This is a genomic window from Rhizobium sp. BK379 (genome assembly GCF_014193955.1).
Taxonomy (GTDB): domain Bacteria; phylum Pseudomonadota; class Alphaproteobacteria; order Rhizobiales; family Rhizobiaceae; genus Rhizobium.
Genome location: NZ_JACIAD010000003.1, coordinates 88,561 through 104,876 on the forward strand (window position 1 = coordinate 88,561; position 16,316 = coordinate 104,876).

At 60.3% G+C, this 16,316-nt stretch carries 11 protein-coding genes; 9 read left to right on the forward strand and 2 right to left on the reverse strand.

The genetic code is table 11. The annotated features are described in order from the left end of the window. Positions 1–48 precede the first annotated feature (48 nt). On the forward strand, positions 49–1,071 hold the full coding sequence (locus FHT93_RS16895) for a LacI family DNA-binding transcriptional regulator (RefSeq protein ID WP_183848496.1): 1,023 nt from the start codon (positions 49–51) through the stop codon (positions 1,069–1,071). Here the strand turns inward: FHT93_RS16895 and FHT93_RS16900 are convergent. Next, positions 1,068–3,371, reverse strand: coding sequence for an FdhF/YdeP family oxidoreductase (locus FHT93_RS16900; protein WP_183848498.1), 2,304 nt, complete (start codon positions 3,369–3,371; stop codon positions 1,068–1,070). The two genes, FHT93_RS16895 and FHT93_RS16900, sit on opposite strands and share 4 nt — an antisense overlap. Positions 3,372–3,619: 248 nt before the next feature. On the opposite strand from FHT93_RS16900, the gene FHT93_RS16905 reads away from it, so the two are divergent. The 7 genes from FHT93_RS16905 (at position 3,620) to cysG (ending at position 14,133) form a co-directional block, all read left to right on the forward strand. Beyond that, complete coding sequence (locus FHT93_RS16905; RefSeq protein ID WP_112542347.1) at positions 3,620–4,207, forward strand: ANTAR domain-containing response regulator; 588 nt, start codon at positions 3,620–3,622, stop codon at positions 4,205–4,207. A gap of 37 nt (positions 4,208–4,244) precedes the next feature. Further along, positions 4,245–5,528 carry a CmpA/NrtA family ABC transporter substrate-binding protein gene (locus FHT93_RS16910; RefSeq protein WP_183848500.1) on the forward strand — a complete coding sequence of 428 codons (1,284 nt, stop codon included), beginning with the start codon at positions 4,245–4,247 and terminating at the stop codon, positions 5,526–5,528. A gap of 453 nt (positions 5,529–5,981) precedes the next feature. Further along, positions 5,982–7,223, forward strand: a complete 1,242-nt coding sequence (locus FHT93_RS16915; protein ID WP_183848502.1) for a nitrate/nitrite transporter — start codon at positions 5,982–5,984, stop codon at positions 7,221–7,223. A 17-nt stretch (positions 7,224–7,240) separates the two neighbouring features. After that, positions 7,241–9,691, forward strand: coding sequence for a nitrite reductase large subunit NirB (nirB, locus tag FHT93_RS16920; RefSeq protein WP_183848504.1), 2,451 nt, complete (start codon positions 7,241–7,243; stop codon positions 9,689–9,691). Positions 9,692–9,702: 11 nt separating this feature from the next. Next, positions 9,703–10,032 (forward strand): nitrite reductase small subunit NirD, encoded by a 330-nt coding sequence (nirD, locus tag FHT93_RS16925; RefSeq protein ID WP_113212957.1) that lies wholly within the window; start codon positions 9,703–9,705, stop codon positions 10,030–10,032. After that, positions 10,032–12,686, forward strand: coding sequence for a nitrate reductase (locus tag FHT93_RS16930; protein ID WP_183848908.1), 2,655 nt, complete (start codon positions 10,032–10,034; stop codon positions 12,684–12,686). The genes nirD and FHT93_RS16930 overlap by 1 nt, the downstream gene beginning before the upstream one ends. Beyond that, entirely contained in the window at positions 12,658–14,133 is a 1,476-nt protein-coding gene (gene cysG / locus FHT93_RS16935) for a siroheme synthase CysG (RefSeq protein WP_183848506.1), read from the forward strand. Before FHT93_RS16930 ends, cysG begins: the two co-directional genes overlap by 29 nt. Before the next feature lie 41 nt (positions 14,134–14,174). Here the strand turns inward: cysG and FHT93_RS16940 are convergent, their stop codons facing one another. Then, the gene (locus FHT93_RS16940) at positions 14,175–15,065 is read right to left on the reverse strand and encodes an AraC family transcriptional regulator (protein WP_210299331.1); all 891 of its coding nucleotides are present in this window, start codon (positions 15,063–15,065) and stop codon (positions 14,175–14,177) included. 217 nt (positions 15,066–15,282) lie between these two features. On the opposite strand from FHT93_RS16940, the gene FHT93_RS16945 reads away from it, so the two are divergent. Beyond that, on the forward strand, positions 15,283–16,038 hold the full coding sequence (locus FHT93_RS16945; RefSeq protein ID WP_112971603.1) for an SDR family oxidoreductase: 756 nt from the start codon (positions 15,283–15,285) through the stop codon (positions 16,036–16,038). The last annotated feature ends 278 nt before the right edge of the window (positions 16,039–16,316 follow it).

Here is a 16,316-nt window from a genome sequence, read left to right on the forward strand (position 1 = left end):
AGATAAATTGCAGATCTGCATGAATTTTCTGTATGAATCGAGAGTACAATGCGAAGAGTAACTTTGGATGACGTGGCAACTCTGGCCGGCGTCAGCCCGATCACAGTCTCACGCGTGCTTCGCAAACCCGATGCAGTGTCAGAGGCCCTGCGGCAGCGCGTCACTGCCGCTGTCCAGGAGCTTGGCTATGTGCCGAATATTGCGGCCAGCCGGCTCGCCTCGTCGCGAACGCACGCAATCGGCGTCATCGTGCCGACCCTCTACAATGTCATCTTTGCCGAATATCTCTTCGCTCTGCACGACGTGCTTGTCGCGGCGGGCTTCCAGGTCATTGTCGTCAACAGCCGCTATTCCGAGCAGGAAGAGGAAAATGCCATCAAGGTGTTGCTCGGCCAAAGGGTCGAAGCGATCATCATCGCCGGTACCCATCACACGCCACTTGCCCGCCAGCTTCTCACGCGCGCGCATCTGCCCGTCGTTGAGACATTCGAGCTCTCGCCCGATCCGATCGACCTCAATATCGGCATGCTGCAGGATCGTGCCGGGCAAGCAGCAACGCAGCATCTCATCGACCAGGGCTTTGATCGTGTCGCCTTCCTCGCCGGCAATCTCGACCACCGCGCCCAATCCCGCTTTGATGGCTACCGTCTGGCGATGCAGGAGGCAGGACTGCAGAAACTCGAAATCATCACGCAATGGCAGCGGCACAGCTCGGTTGCGCTCGGGTCCGATCTCCTGGCTCTCATGCATGAACGTGGCGACCGGCCGGAAGCGATCTTCTGCATCGACGACAACCTGGCGCTCGGCGCCATGCAGGAGTGCCGCAAGCGCGGCATCCGCGTGCCTGACGACATCGCCATCATCGGTTTCCACGATCTCGAATTTTCCGCCTGTGCGTCACCATCCCTGTCATCGATCATGACGAGGCGGTTCGAGACGGGCAAGCTGGCCGCCGAAAAGGTGCTGTCGGCCCTCAATTCGACGAGCCGCCAGCCACCATACCAGATCGACCTTGGCTTCGAGGTCATCGCCCGCGAAAGCACGGGCGGGACAATTGCGGTCTCACGCTAAGCCGCAGCCTGAGCCTCACTCTTGGTGATCGCGACGGGAACACCCTTGTAGCTCGGCGTGCCCGATTTGCGGTCATAGTGATCAAGCGCGATCACCGCATTCATTTCCGGGTAATAGCCTGCGACCGAACCGACGGGGATATTATATTCGACAGCCGTGAAACCGATGACGGTTTTCCCGCCACCGTGGCCGGTGGCCGAGCGGATATCGATCCTGTCACCGTCACGCAGGCCCCGTTCAGCGAGATCCTGACCGCTCATGAAGATCACGTCACGGCGGCCGAAAATGCCCCGGTAGCGATCGTCGAGGCCATAGACGGTCGTGTTGTACTGGTCGTGGCTGCGCAGCGTCGTCAGCACCAGGGTCGCGGGGTTCTTCAGGCGGGGATCTTCGTCGAGACCGGGAGCGATGAGGAAGTTCGCCTTGCCGCTCGCAGTCTTCCAGACCCGATAGGAAGCCGGAACATCCAGCCGAAAACCACCGGGGGCCCGGACCCGGCTGTTGAATTCATGAAAATCCGGGAAGACCACCTCGATCTTGTCTCGGATGCGATCGTAATTGGCAATCAGACCCTTCCAGTCGATGCCGTATTTTGCACCGAGCGTGGCCATTGCAATGCCTGCGATGATGGCGGGCTCGGATTTCAACAATTCGCCCGGCGGCTTCAGGAAACCGCGCGAAGCATGCACCATGGACATGGAATCCTCGACCGTCACCGCTTGCGGCCCTGATGCCTGGGTGTCGAGATCGGTCCGCCCGAGGCAGGGAAGAATGATGGAGGTCTTTGCCGTCAGGAGATGCGAGCGATTGAGCTTGGTGGCAATATGGACGGCAAGATCGAGCTTGCGCATGGCCTGGAAGGTGACATCAGGATCGGACATGGCGACGGCCAGATTGCCGCCGAGGCAGATCAGCGCCTTGGATCGGCCGGCTGCAATCGCCTCGATAGATTCGATCGCATTGTGGCCTTTCTCTGCAGAAGGGCGGAAACCAAAGGCACGCTCCATGCCGTCGATCAGCGCCTTGTTCGGGATCTCGGTGATGCCGACGGTCCGGTCCCCCTGCACATTGGAATGGCCGCGCAGCGGGCAGAGGCCAGCGCCGGTGCGGCCGATATTGCCGCGCAGCATCAGGAAATTGGCAAGCTGCTGGACATTTGCCGTTCCGTTCGCGTGCTGCGTGATGCCCATGCCGTAGCAAAGGATGACATTGCGGGCATTGAGGTAGACATCAACGGCACTGTTCAGCGCCTCCATGGTCAGACCGGACACGCTGAGGATGTCTGCCCAGCTGGCCTTGTCGAGATCCTCCCTCAGGGCATCAATGCCAGCGGTGTGCTCGGCGATGAAATCTCGGTCGAGGACGCCCTTGCCGCCGCCGGAGAGATCGGCCACATCGCGTTCGAAGATCAGCTTCATCAGACCCTTGAGGGCGGCAAGGTCGCCACCGGTGCGGAGCTGGTGATAGGCTGATGCAATCGGCGTCGAGGATAAGGTCACCATCTCCACCGGATTTTGCGGCGCGGCGAAACGCTCGAGCGCCCGCTCCTTCAACGGGTTGAAGACGATAATCGGAACACCGCGACGGGATGCCTCGTGCAAAGTCGTCATCATGCGGGGGTGGTTGGTTCCGGGGTTATGGCCGAAGCTGAAAATGGCGTCGGCATGATCGAAATCCTCAAGCGTCACCGTACCCTTGCCGACACCGAGCGACAGCGGCAGGCCAACGCTCGTCGCCTCATGACACATGTTCGAACAATCGGGGAAATTGTTGGTGCCATAGGCCCGCACGAAGAGCTGATAGAGGAAGGCCGCCTCGTTGGAAGCGCGTCCCGACGTGTAGAATTCAGCTTCGTCGGGGCTTGCGAGCTTGTTGAGTTCCAAGCCTATCAGGCTGAAGGCATCTTCCCAATCGATCGTCTCGTATTTATCCGTGGCGCTATTGTATTTCAGCGGATGCGTCAGCCGGCCCTGGTCCTCGAGCTTGTGATCGATCCATTCCCAAAGCTCGGAGACCGTGTGTTCGGCAAAGAATTCCGGTGTGACGCGCCGGGCGGTGGACTCCCAGGTGATCGCCTTTGCGCCGTTCTCGCAGAACTCGAAGGAAGAGGTGTGCTTTGGATCGGGCCACGCGCAGCCGGGACAATCGAAACCTTCAGGCTGGTTTGCCTTGAGCAGTGTGGTACTGCCCTGTGCGACGATCTGCTGATGCTTCAGCGTTTTCGCCACCGCTTTCAGCGCATCCCACCCGCCAGCCGGATGACTGTACGCCTCAACACCTTCTGGCCGCTTGTCGCTCATCTTCGCTCTCCGTCTCCAAGATAGCCCGACGATAACAGCGAGCGCGCGGGCGGTGCATTATACTGAGGCATAGGTAGCGCAGTTGTCGACAAGTGAACGGATGCGGTAATCTTTTTCGAAAACCTAAATGAGACCAGACGTTGCTCATATATAAAGCAGTCAGCCTATTATTTAATCAAATTTATAAAATGCCTAATAAATTGCCTTTCCAGCTTGTCGGGCTTGCTGCATTGCGTCATAAATGTCGCATGAGCCGGCTCGATCTGACCATCCTTGTGATCGATGAAAATACCATTCGCGCCTCCATCATCGAGGAGGGGCTGCGAGAGGCCGGCCATGCGCGCGTGACGGTCATCCACGAAGTCCAAGGTGTGGCGCGTATTATCGATACGCTGAGGCCCGACGTCATCATCATCGATATCGAGAACCCCAATCGCGACATGATGGAGCATCTGTTCCAGTTGACCCGTACGGTCGGCAGGCCGATTGCCATGTTCGTCGACCGCTCCGACACGGCCTCCATCGAGGCAGCAGTGGATGCCGGCGTGTCGGCATACATCGTCGACGGGTTGAAGAAGGAGCGCGTCAAACCCATTCTCGATATGGCGGTCAGTCGCTTCAATGCATTCGACCGGCTGCAACGGGAACTTGCCGATGCCAAGTCGGCCCTCGAGGAGCGCAAGATCGTCGAACGCGCCAAAGGCATATTGATGAAGATGCGCGGCCTGTCGGAGGAGGAAGCGTTTGCACTGCTTCGTCAGACGGCAATGAACGAGAAAAAGAAGATGTCCGATATCGCCCAGAGCGTCGTGACCGCAGCAGGGCTTTTGATGTGATGACCGCTCTGGTCGCGACTGTCCGGAGGAGGCCGGAGTGAACATGATGACGAAAAGCCTCAATCCCGATGCAGCTCTGCCAGCGCCCGCTCATGCCAACGGCGAAGGCTCCAAAACGCTGAGGGCCGGCTTCATTCCGCTCGTCGACGCTTCCGTGCTTATCGCGGCAGCGGAATTCGGCTTTGCCAAGCGGGAAGGCTTGACGCTCGATCTCGTCAAGGACGTCTCCTGGGCAAACATTCGCGACCGCCTCGCTTTCCGGCAGTTCGATATCGCCCACATGCTCTCGCCGATGCCCGTTGCCTCCATGCTCGGCCTCGGCTCCAATCCATCACCGACGATTACACCCTTCTCTCTCGGGCGCGGCGGTAATGCGATCACGCTCTCAACCCGCCTGTTCGACAGGATGCGGGACGCCGACAGCCTATCGGAAAGCGCCAGCGCGCTGGAAAACGCCAAGGCACTGGCAAAGGTGCTAGCAGAGATGAAGGCGAGCAGCGAGCCGCTGCCGACTTTCGGCGTCACCTATCCCTTTTCCTCGCATAATTACGAATTCCGCTACTGGCTCGCCGCCGGTGGCATCGATCCGGACAAGGACGTCAAACTCGTCGTCGTGCCGCCTCCGCTGACCTCTGACGCACTGGCCGCCGGCGCGATCGATGGCTTCTGTGTGGGCGCACCCTGGAACATGGTTGCCTCAGAACGTGGCGTCGGTCGTATCGTCGCCGCCAAACAGGATATCTGGCCATCTGCACCGGAAAAGGTGATCGGCATGCGCCCGGAATGGGCAGACAGCCATCCGGAAACAGTCTCCCGACTGATCGTCGCTCTCGATGCGGCGGCACGCTGGTGCGACCAGCCGGACAACCACGATGCGCTGGCCGAGGCCCTGGCGGATACTCGCTACATCGCAGCACCGGTTCACATCATCCGCCATGTGCTGGCAGGCGAGTTCAGCCTCGACGCAAAAGGGAACCGGCGCATCATCGACAATTACTTCATGTTCCATTCTGGTTTTGCCAATTATCCTCGGACGAGCCAGGCACTCTGGATCTACAGTCAGATGATCCGATGGGGTCAGGCCGAACTCGGACTCAATCCAGCACGCGCAGCTGCTTCCGCCTACCGCCCCGACCTCTATCGTGGAGCCCTTGGCGAGGGCAGCGCACCGATCGATGCCGACGTGCGCATCGAAGGGGCCGACGAAGCCGACCGCTTCATGGACGGTCACGTTTTCGACCCATCGAAACTGCCGGATTATGTTGCGGGCTTTGCGGTAAAGAGCGTCTTGCCCTTCGCTTCCAGCAGCGAAGGAATTTAATCTCATGCTGGCCTGCACAAAACGCCATCAGAGATTTGCACCGACCTCACAATCGCGCACAAAAGATTTGCACAAACGACAGCGGCCCAAAAAACCAGCAGCCGATGGATTTCTAAAAAATCCTTTAGATTCAATTCACTGGGACAGCCTCCGCAAACTGGCACGCGGTTTGCTTCGATAGTTATGCACTGATCAAAGGCGATCAGAGCAGAATGAGCGCACGATAGGCGCTCATTGAGGATACAGGAGTACCCTTGTGCAATCTGTCATACGGATTGCTTGAGGCAGATGGGCCAGAAGGCCATGAATTCGACGTCCAACGACGGGCGTCACCAGCAAAGCCGCTGATCAGGATATTTCGCGCGCCTCGTGCATGCGCGTCCTGACCAGCGGCTTTTTGTTTTTAACCCCCAGCGATGGATCGGCACGACCTTGTCGGGCCACGGAGAAGCCATGACTGTCATCAAGAAAGCGCAGCCCATGTCCGCCGGCGAACCAGCCAAAGCACTGTGGATCTCCACGGTCGCCTTCACGCTCTGTTTTGCGGTCTGGACGATCTTTGCGATCATCGGCATTCGCATCAAGCAGGAACTCGGGCTGAACGAAGCCGAGTTCGGACTGCTCATCGGCACCCCTGTGCTGACCGGCTCGCTCGTGCGCATCGTGCTTGGCATCTGGACAGGACGTTACGGCGGCCGTCTCGTTTATACGCTGACCATGCTTGCCGCTGCAGTCGCAACCTTTCTGCTCTCCTACGCCCACACCTATACGCAGATGCTGATCGCCGGCTTGGGTGTCGGGCTCGCCGGCGGCTCGTTTGCGGTCGGCGTCGCCTATGTCTCGCCCTTCTTTCCAGCGGAGAAGCAAGGTACCGCACTTGGCATCTTCGGTGCAGGCAATGTGGGCGCGGCCGTCACAAAATTCGCGGCACCCTTCGTGCTTTTGGCTTGGGGCTGGCAGGCAGTCGCTGAAATATGGGCGGCCGGTCTGGCGCTGATGGCAATCATTTTCTGGTTTACCACAACAGATGATCCGGCCTTTCGTCTTCGCCGCGAACGCGGCGTCGCCTCCAAAAGCCTCGCCCAGGAATTCGCGCCATTGCAGAACCTTCAGGTCTGGCGCTTCTCACTCTATTACTTCTTCGCCTTCGGCGGCTTCGTTGCCCTCTCGCTGTGGCTGCCGCGCTATCTTGTCGGTGTCTACGGCTTCAATCTGGAAGCTGCCGGCATGATCGCCGCTGCCTATTCGATCCCGGGCAGCATCTTCCGTGCCTTCGGCGGCGTGCTGTCGGACAAGAAGGGCGCGCGCAGCGTGATGTACACGATGTTTGCCGTGTCAGCCGTGGCCACGCTCATCCTGTCGCTGCCTGCTACCACCATCACGCCCGTCATCTTCATCGTGGTCATCTTCGTGCTCGGCTTCTTCATGAGCCTCGGCAAGGCTGCCGTCTACAAGCACATTCCGGCCTATTACCCAGAGAGCGTCGGCGCCGTCGGCGGCATCGTCGGGATGATGGGCGGCCTTGGTGGCTTCATCCTTCCGATCGCCTTTGGCCTCCTCAAGGACATGACCGGCCTCTGGTCGAGCTGTTTCCTGCTGCTCTTCGCGATCGTCGCGATCTCGCTCATCTGGATGCACCTGTCCGTCAAGCAACTATCGCGCCAGAGCCACTCCGCGCCCGTGGCTGCAACCTGATCCAAGGACCTGTAAATATGACAGAAAAACTCGTTATCATCGGCAATGGCATGGCGCCTGGGCGCATGCTGGAGCACCTCTTCGAACAGGCGCCCGGACGCTACGAGGTTACGATCTTCAACGCCGAGCCACGCGTCAATTACGATCGCATCATGCTGTCGCCGGTCCTGTCGGGAGAAAAGGACTACGAGCAGATCATCATTCACGGTGATGGCTGGTATATCAAGCACGGCATAACGCTTTACAAGGGTCACAAGATCGTCAACATCGATCGCGTCGCCAAGACCGTCACCTCCGACCACGGCGTCACCGAGAGCTACGACAAGCTCGTCATCGCGACAGGCTCGGTACCCTTCATCATTCCGGTGCCCGGAAAGGATCTTCGCGGCGTCATCACCTACCGCGACCTCGACGACGTGCAGGCCATGCTGCTTGCAGCCCAATCGCGCGAAAAAGCCATCGTCATCGGCGGCGGCCTGCTCGGGCTCGAAGCGGCCGCCGGCCTCGCCCAGCGTGGCATGGATGTCACTGTGCTGCACGTCATGCCGACGCTGATGGAACGCCAGCTCGATCCCGCCGCCGGCTACCTCTTACAGAAGGCTGTCGAGGACCGCGGCATCAAGGTTATCTGCAAAGCCAACACCAAACAGATCATCGGCAACGGCAAGGTGGAAGGCGTCGAGCTCGACAACGGCACGATCATCCCTGCCACGCTTGTCGTCATGGCCGTCGGCATTCGCCCGAACGTCAATCTCGCCAAGGACGCCGGGCTCGCCGTCAATCGCGGCATCGTCGTCGATGCCGGCATGCAGACCTCGGACGGCGATATCTACGCGCTCGGCGAATGCGCCGAGGTGGGCGGCATGGTCTATGGCCTCGTCGCGCCGCTCTACGAAATGGCCCGTGTCGCCGCCGCCCATCTCTCAGACGATAGGAAGCCGGCCTTTGCGCACTCCGACACGCCGACGAAGCTCAAGGTTACCGGTATCGAACTCTACTCGATCGGCGATTTCGCCGACGGCGACGACCGCCAGGAAATCGTGCTGCGCGATGCGACTGCGGGGATCTACAAGCGCCTAGTGCTGAAAGACAACCGCATCATCGGTACGGTGCTTTATGGCGAGACCTCCGACGGCGCCTGGTTCAATGACCTCAAGAAAAAGGCCGTCGACATCTCCGAGATGCGCGACACATTGATCTTCGGCCAGGCCTATCAGGGAGGGTCCCCGCTGGACCCTATGGCGGCCGTTGCAGCCTTGCCGGATGATGCGGAAATCTGCGGCTGCAACGGCGTCTGCAAGGGCAAGATCACTTCAACGATCACGGCCAAGGGGCTGACATCGCTCGATGATGTGCGCGCCCATACGAAGGCCTCGGCCTCCTGCGGCTCCTGCACCGGCCTTGTCGAACAGCTCATGTCCTTGACGCTGGGCGATGGCTATAATCCGAAGGCGGTGCAGCCTATGTGCACCTGCACCGAGCTCGGCCATGACGATGTGCGCCGCCTCATCAAGGCAAAGAAGCTGAAGACCATTCCCGCCGTCATGCAGGAATTGGAATGGAAGACATCGGGCGGCTGCGCCAAATGTCGCCCGGCGCTCAATTACTACCTCGTCTGCGACTGGCCGGATGAATATGCCGACGACTACCAGTCGCGCTTCATCAATGAACGCGTCCACGCCAACATCCAGAAGGATGGTACCTATTCCGTCGTGCCGCGCATGTGGGGCGGCGTGACCAGCTCCGGCGAACTGCGCGCCATCGCCGATGTCGTCGACAAGTTCGCAATCCCGATGGTCAAGGTCACCGGTGGCCAGCGCATCGATCTGCTCGGCGTCGAAAAGGAAGACCTTCCGGCCGTCTGGGCCGATCTTGGCAAGGCCGGCTTCATCTCCGGCCAGGCCTATGCCAAGGGCCTACGCACGGTGAAGACCTGCGTCGGTTCCGACTGGTGCCGCTTCGGCACCCAGGATTCCACGGGTCTCGGCATCCGCATCGAGAAATTCATGTGGGGCTCCTGGACGCCGGCAAAGCTGAAGATGGCGGTGTCAGGATGTCCGCGAAACTGCGCCGAGGCCACCTGCAAGGATATCGGCGTGATCTGCGTGGATTCCGGCTTCGAGATCCATTTCGCCGGCGCTGCGGGCCTCGACATCAAGGGCACGGAGGTGCTCGGCCTGGTGAGGACCGAGGACGAGGCGCTCGAACATATCGTGGCGCTGACGCAGATGTACCGCGAACAGGGCCGCTATCTCGAGCGCATCTACAAATGGGCCAAGCGCATCGGCCTTGATGAGATCCGCCGGCAGATCATGGAGGATCACGACAAGCGCAAGGCCTATTACGAACGCTTCGTCTTTTCCCAGAAATTCGCTCAGGTCGACCCCTGGTCGGAACGCGTCTCCGGCAAGGACAAGCACGAATTCCGACCGATGGCGACCATCGGTTTCAGTCAGGCAGCCGAGTGAGGAGAACCATCATGAACTGGCACCCGATCGGCGACATTTCCGATATTCCGCTGCGCGGATCGCGCTGCGTGAAAACCCCGCAGATGAACATCGCCGTCTTCCGCACGGGCGAACACGAGGTCTATGCGATCGAAAATCGCTGCCCGCACAAGGGCGGCCCGCTCTCGGAAGGCATTGTGCACGGCAATGCCGTCACCTGCCCTCTGCACAACTGGGTGATCTCGCTGGAGACCGGTAAGGCGCTCGGTGCCGATGACGGTTCGGTGCGTACCATCCCGCTCAGGAACGAGGGCGGCACGCTCTATATCGCGCTCGAAAGCCTTGTCATGGCGGCGGAATGATGGGAGCAGAAGTCAAGACTACCTGTCCCTATTGCGGCGTCGGCTGCGGCGTGATCGCCAACGTGGATGATACCGGCATCGTAACAGTGAAGGGCGACCCTGAGCATCCGGCCAATTTCGGCCGGCTCTGTTCCAAGGGTTCGGCGCTTGCCGAAACGATCGATCTCGATGGTCGCCTGCTCCATCCTGAAATCAAGGGCAGACAGGCAGGCTGGGATGAGGCGCTCGATCTCGTCGCCAGCAGGTTTTCCGAGACCATTGCCGAACATGGCCCCGATTCCGTCGCCTTCTATGTCTCGGGTCAGCTTCTGACAGAAGACTATTACGTCGCCAACAAGCTGATGAAGGGCTTCATCGGCTCTGCCAATATCGACACCAATTCCCGCCTCTGCATGTCTTCCTCGGTCGCCGGTCATCGCCGCGCTTTCGGCTCGGATACGGTGCCCGGCCTCTATCAGGATCTGGAACTTGCCGATCTTGTCATACTCACGGGGTCCAACCTTGCCTGGTGCCATCCCGTCATCTACCAGCGGCTGGCCGCCGCCAAGGCGGCCCGACCGGGCCTGAAAATCGTCGTCATCGATCCGCGCCGGACGATGACATGCGACATCGCCGACCTGCACCTGGCCATCCGCCCCGACGGCGACGTCGCACTCTTCATGGGACTGCTCGCCCATCTCGCGGCAAGCCCTGCTATCGACCAGAACTATATAGGCGCCCACACCGAAGGTTTTGGAGCAGCCTTCGCCGCTGCCGCCGCACTAACGGTCGACGACCTGCTTGAACGCACGGGCTTACCGGCCATGCAGGTGAGAGAATTCTTCCGCCTGTTCGAGACGACCGAGAAAGTTGTCACCTGCTACAGCCAGGGCGTCAACCAGTCCGCTTCCGGCACCGACAAGGTCAACGCCATCATCAATTGCCATCTGGCGACGGGGCGCATCGGCCGACCCGGAATGGGGCCGTTTTCACTGACGGGGCAGCCGAATGCGATGGGCGGCCGTGAGGTCGGTGGCCTGGCCAATATGCTGGCTGCCCATATGGCGATCGAAAACACTGTTGATCGCGACCGTGTGCAGCGCTTCTGGAATGCACCCGCTATTGCCGCCAAGCCCGGCCTGAAGGCCGTCGATCTGTTTCGGGCCGTCGAGGAGGCCCGCGTCAAGGCGCTCTGGATCATGGCGACCAATCCTGTCGTATCCATGCCCGATGCCCGCCGTGTCGAGGCGGCCATTGCCGCCTGCCCCTTCGTGGTCGTTTCCGACATGTTGCGCGAGACCGATACGACGCGGCACGCGCATGTGCTGCTACCCTCCCTCGGCTGGGGCGAGAAGGACGGAACGGTCACCAATTCGGAACGCCGCATATCGAGGCAACGCCCGTTTCTTGCTCTGCCGGGAGAGGCACGCGCCGACTGGTGGCAGATGGCAGAAGTCGGCCGCCGGATGGGCTTTGCCGCGTTCGACTACAGGTCTCCGGCCGATATTTTCGCCGAGCACGCTGCACTCTCCGCCTTCGAGAATGAAGGCAGCCGCGACTTCGATATCGGCGCCTATGCCAAGACGGAGGCGGCAGACTACAATGCGCTGAAGCCGTTCCAGTGGCCGCAGCCTTTCGGGGCAGAGAAAAGGGAAACGCGGTTCTTCGCCAAGGGCGGTTTCTTCCATTCCGATCGCAAGGCGCGCTTTATTGCCGTCGAAGCGCCGGCAACCGATAGAACAGATTCGGCCTATCCCTTCACGTTGAATACCGGCCGCATCCGCGACCAGTGGCACACGATGACGCGGACGGGAAAGAGCGCGCGACTGTCATCCCATATCGCCGAACCTTTCGCGGAAATCCATCCGCGCGACGCGATGGAACTCGGCGTGGCCGATGCCGCCCTCGTGCAGATCGAAAGCAGCCATGGCAAGGCGATTATCCGCGCCCTGGTGACCGACCGGCAGGCGCGCGGCAGCGTCTTCTTGCCGATGCACTGGAGCGACCAGAATTCGGCTGAGGCGCGGATCGGTGCTGTCGTCAAACCCGCGACGGACCCCGTTTCGGGGCAGCCCGCCTCGAAGAATGTTGCGGTTGCCGTCAGCCGCTATCGCGCTGCCGCTTATGGCTTCGCCGTCAGCCTGGCAAAGCCTGATGTGGCGGACGCGGGCTATTGGGCACTCGCCAAGGCCGATGGCGGATGGCGGCTGGAGCTTGCGTTCCATGACGGTATTGAAGACTGGACGGCCTGGTGCCGAAAAAGCTTCGGCATTGCCAACCATATCGAGCCCTTGGGTTATGCCGACCAGCAGTCCGGCAACCGGCGGATCGCCTTCTTCGACGGGGAGAGGCTGGTTGCCGCGCTCTTCCTTGCAAGGGAGCCGGTCGCCGTCGCACGCAACTGGGCGGTGTCGCAGCTGACTGCTGATCACAGCGATCTACGTCGTCGCTTTGCCATTATCGCCGGCCGGCCTGGCGCCGACAGGCCTGATCCGGGGGCGACGGTCTGCTCCTGCTTCAGCGTCGGCGTCAACCAGATCGTCGCCGCCGTTCGCTCCGGCTGCCGCAGCGTCGAAGCGATCGGCAACGAGCTCAAAGCCGGCACCAATTGCGGCTCCTGCCGTGCCGAAATCAGGGGGATCATCAATGCCTGTGTTGCAGACGCTGCCGAATGATGTTGCCGACCGGGCGCCTGCCCGCATGGCGCCGCTCGCCAAGCTGCCCGTCTTCTGGTCGCTTGCCGGACAACGGGTGATCGTCGCCGGCGGCTCGGATGCCTGTGCCTGGAAGGCAGAATTGTTGGCTGCCTGCGGCGCCAGAGTCGAGATCTATTGCGAACATCTCGGCGAGGCGTGCGCGACTCTCGTCGCGCGAGGTTCACCGCATCCGGAAGGCGCGCTCATCCACTGCCCTATGGTATGGCGCGAGGACGTTTATGCTGGTGCGGCGCTTGCCATAGCGGATTGCGATGAGGAGACCGAGGCTCACGCTTTCTTCGATGCTGCACGGCGAGCCGGCGTTCCTGTCAACGTGATCGACAAGCCGGCTTTCTGCCAGTTCCAGTTCGGCTCCATCGTCAATCGCTCGCCCGTGGTGGTGTCGATCTCTACGGATGGCGCGGCCCCTATTCTCGCGCAGGCCATTCGCCGCCGCATCGAGACGCTGCTGCCGACATCCCTGAAATCGTGGGCGGGCCTTGCCCAATCTCTCCGCGAGGAAATTGCTATTCGCCTGAAGCCCGGCGCAGCCCGCCGCGCCTTCTGGGAACGTTTTGTGGATCGTGCTTTCGGCGATGAGCCGACAGAGACAAGCGTCCGCGATCTGCTGTCCGATATGCAAAAGCCGGCGCAGATGCGCCCCGTCGGGCGGGTGACGCTTGTCGGCGCCGGTCCGGGCGACGCGGAGTATCTGACGCTGAAGGCGGTGCGGGCATTGCAGGCCGCCGATGTCATCCTGTTTGACGATCTCGTCTCGGACGAGGTTCTGGAACTCGCCCGGCGCGAAGCAAAGCGCCTGCTGGTCGGCAAACGCGGCGGGCGCGAAAGCTGCCGGCAGGAAGACATCAACGAGATGATGCTGACTTTCGCCAAGGCCGGCAAGAATGTTGCACGCTTGAAATCCGGCGATCCGATGATCTTCGGCCGCGCCGGCGAGGAGATCGCCTATCTGAAAAAGCACAATATTTCGGCCGAGGTCATCCCCGGCATCACGGCGGCGAGCGCCATGGCATCACGGCTCGGCATTTCCCTGACCCATCGCGATCATGCGCAGAGCGTGCAATTCGTCACCGGACATTCGCGCCATGGCAGCCTGCCCGAGACGATCGACTGGCAGGCTATCGCAGACACAAGAAAAACGACGATCTTCTACATGGGTGGACGAACAGCCGGAGCAATCCAGAACAGGTTGATCGAGGCCGGGCTCGATGCAAGAACGCCTGTTGTCATCGTCAGCTCTGTTGCCAATGCCGACGAGCGGCGGTGGGCCGGCAGCCTAGACGGTCTTTCTTCGGCTATGGCAGAAATCGGCCTCGACCGGCCGGTACTGATCGGCGTCGGGGAAGTTTTTGCAGCTTGCGATCTGATGGCTGAAGCGGATCTGCCGTTCGTTGCCCAGGCTTAAGGAAGCGCCGGAACGCGGAGTAAAAACCTTGCTTGCCAAGCTCACGCCGCGGTTACGCCATTTTCCAGCAACGCCTTGAGATCACGAACGGGCGGTGCTCCAAACTGGCGGGCATATTCCCTCGTGAACTGCGTGACGCTCTCATAGCCGACGGAATATGCAGCCGAACTGGCCGGAACGCCTTCCGAGATCATCTGCCTTCGCGCCTCGATCAGGCGCAACTGCTTCTGGAACTGAAGTGGTGACAATGTGGTCACTGTGCGGAAATGCTGGTGAAATGACGAAAGGCTCATGCCCGCCGTCTCTGCAAGCTCATTCACTCGCAAGGGACGAGCGAAGCCTTCGCGGATGATGGCAACGGCACGACCAATTTTCTCCGCGTGGCCATCTGTCTGACCGAGCGCCCGGATCGAGGCTCCGTGTTTGCCGGTCATCAGCCAGAAATGCATCTCTCTTAGATGCTGTCTCGCCAGGATCGGCATGACTGAGGGCCGATCAACGAGGCTCATGAGCCTGGCGGCGATGTCCGCGACCTCAGTTTCCGTCGGGTCTACCTTAACGGGTTTCGAAGTCGAAGCTGTCACCGGACCAATCTCCGAACCCAGTTCACGGATCATCGCGAGGTCAAGTTCGAGAACGAGAGAATAATAGGGAGCAATGCGGCTTGCCGTTGTGATCTGGCTCACCGTGGGCACGTCAGCGGTGATCAGCAGGCTATCGCCTGCGCCGAAGTCGAACGTTTCCGGCCCGATGCTCACTCTCTTGCGACCCTGGAGAACCAGCGCGACCAGAGGCCTGTTGATCGCAAACTGGATTTCGCTTGGGTTCAGGGCGCGGATAGCCGTCAGACCGGCGATCGGAGTTGCCGCCGCTCCGAAGCGATCGACGTTGATGTCTGCATGACGGCGGACGATCTCCAGCAAACCCATCAGAACTCCCATGACAATGGAGAAAAAGGCAAGTCGAAATCGTCCGCCTGCCTTTAATGACGCCAGATTAGCAGGTCTTTGAGGCATGTCGCAAGCACGTGAGGCGATGTCACTCTTCGTTTTCGGATAAATAGGCAATTCGTTTGGAGAAATAGGCAGCAGTTCCAATAGGGCTGGGGGCATTGTGTTGATCAGCAATCAGCACAAAAGGAGTTGACCTATGACGACAATCTCAATCGTAACCGGCGGCAGCCGTGGCCTTGGACGTAACACCGCCGTCAGCATCGCCAAGCATGGTGGCGATGTTATTTTGACCTACCGAAATGGCGCGGAAGAAGCCAAGGCTGTCGTGGCCGAAATAGAAGCTCTCGGTCGCAAGGCAGTGGCGCTGCAGCTCGACGTCGGCACCATATCGGCATTCCCGGCCTTTGCGGACGCCGTTCGATCCGCCCTGACGGTTACCTGGTCGCGCACCAATTTCGATCATCTCATCAACAATGCCGGTCATGGCGAGATGGCGGGCTTCGCAGAGACTACCGAAGCGCAGTTCGACAATCTCTTCAATGTCCACGTCAAGGGCGCCTTCTTCCTGACCCAGACCTTGCTCCCGCTCATTATCGATGGCGGCCGTATCGTCAATTTCTCGTCCGGCCTCACCCGCGTTTCCTATCCGGGATTTTCCGCCTATTCCGCAGCCAAAGGAGCGGTCGAAATCCTCACGCTCTACCTGGCAAAAGAGCTCGGAAGTCGCGGTATTACGGCGAATACGGTCGCTCCCGGTGCGATAGCGACAGATTTCCTGGGCGGCGCGGTACGCGATACGCCCGCCTACAACGAGGCATTCGCAAAAATGATCGCCCTTGGCCGTGTCGGGCTGCCAAACGATATTGGCCCGATGATCGCCAGCCTGATTGGCCCTGACAACGGCTGGGTCACGGCACAGCGCATTGAAGTGTCTGGCGGTCAGAATATCTAGTCAACCAGGGCCGGTCCGGCGCTACGCCAGACCGGCCTCGAATGCCTTCAATACATCTGCCCTCCCCGAGAAAATCTTGTTCCGCGACGGTGGGAAGGCGATGCGCTTCAATACTCGCGTCGTCGAGGGGCCAAGGCGGACTTGGTTAGGCCGTCCTCCCTCTTAAGTCATCGTTTGCTTCACTCTGATTTGAGTTCATCATGGGCGCCATGATCTAACCAGTGACATTGGGTAATATTTCGCACAAACATTCTGCGTCATTGTCCGATTCCCTTTAG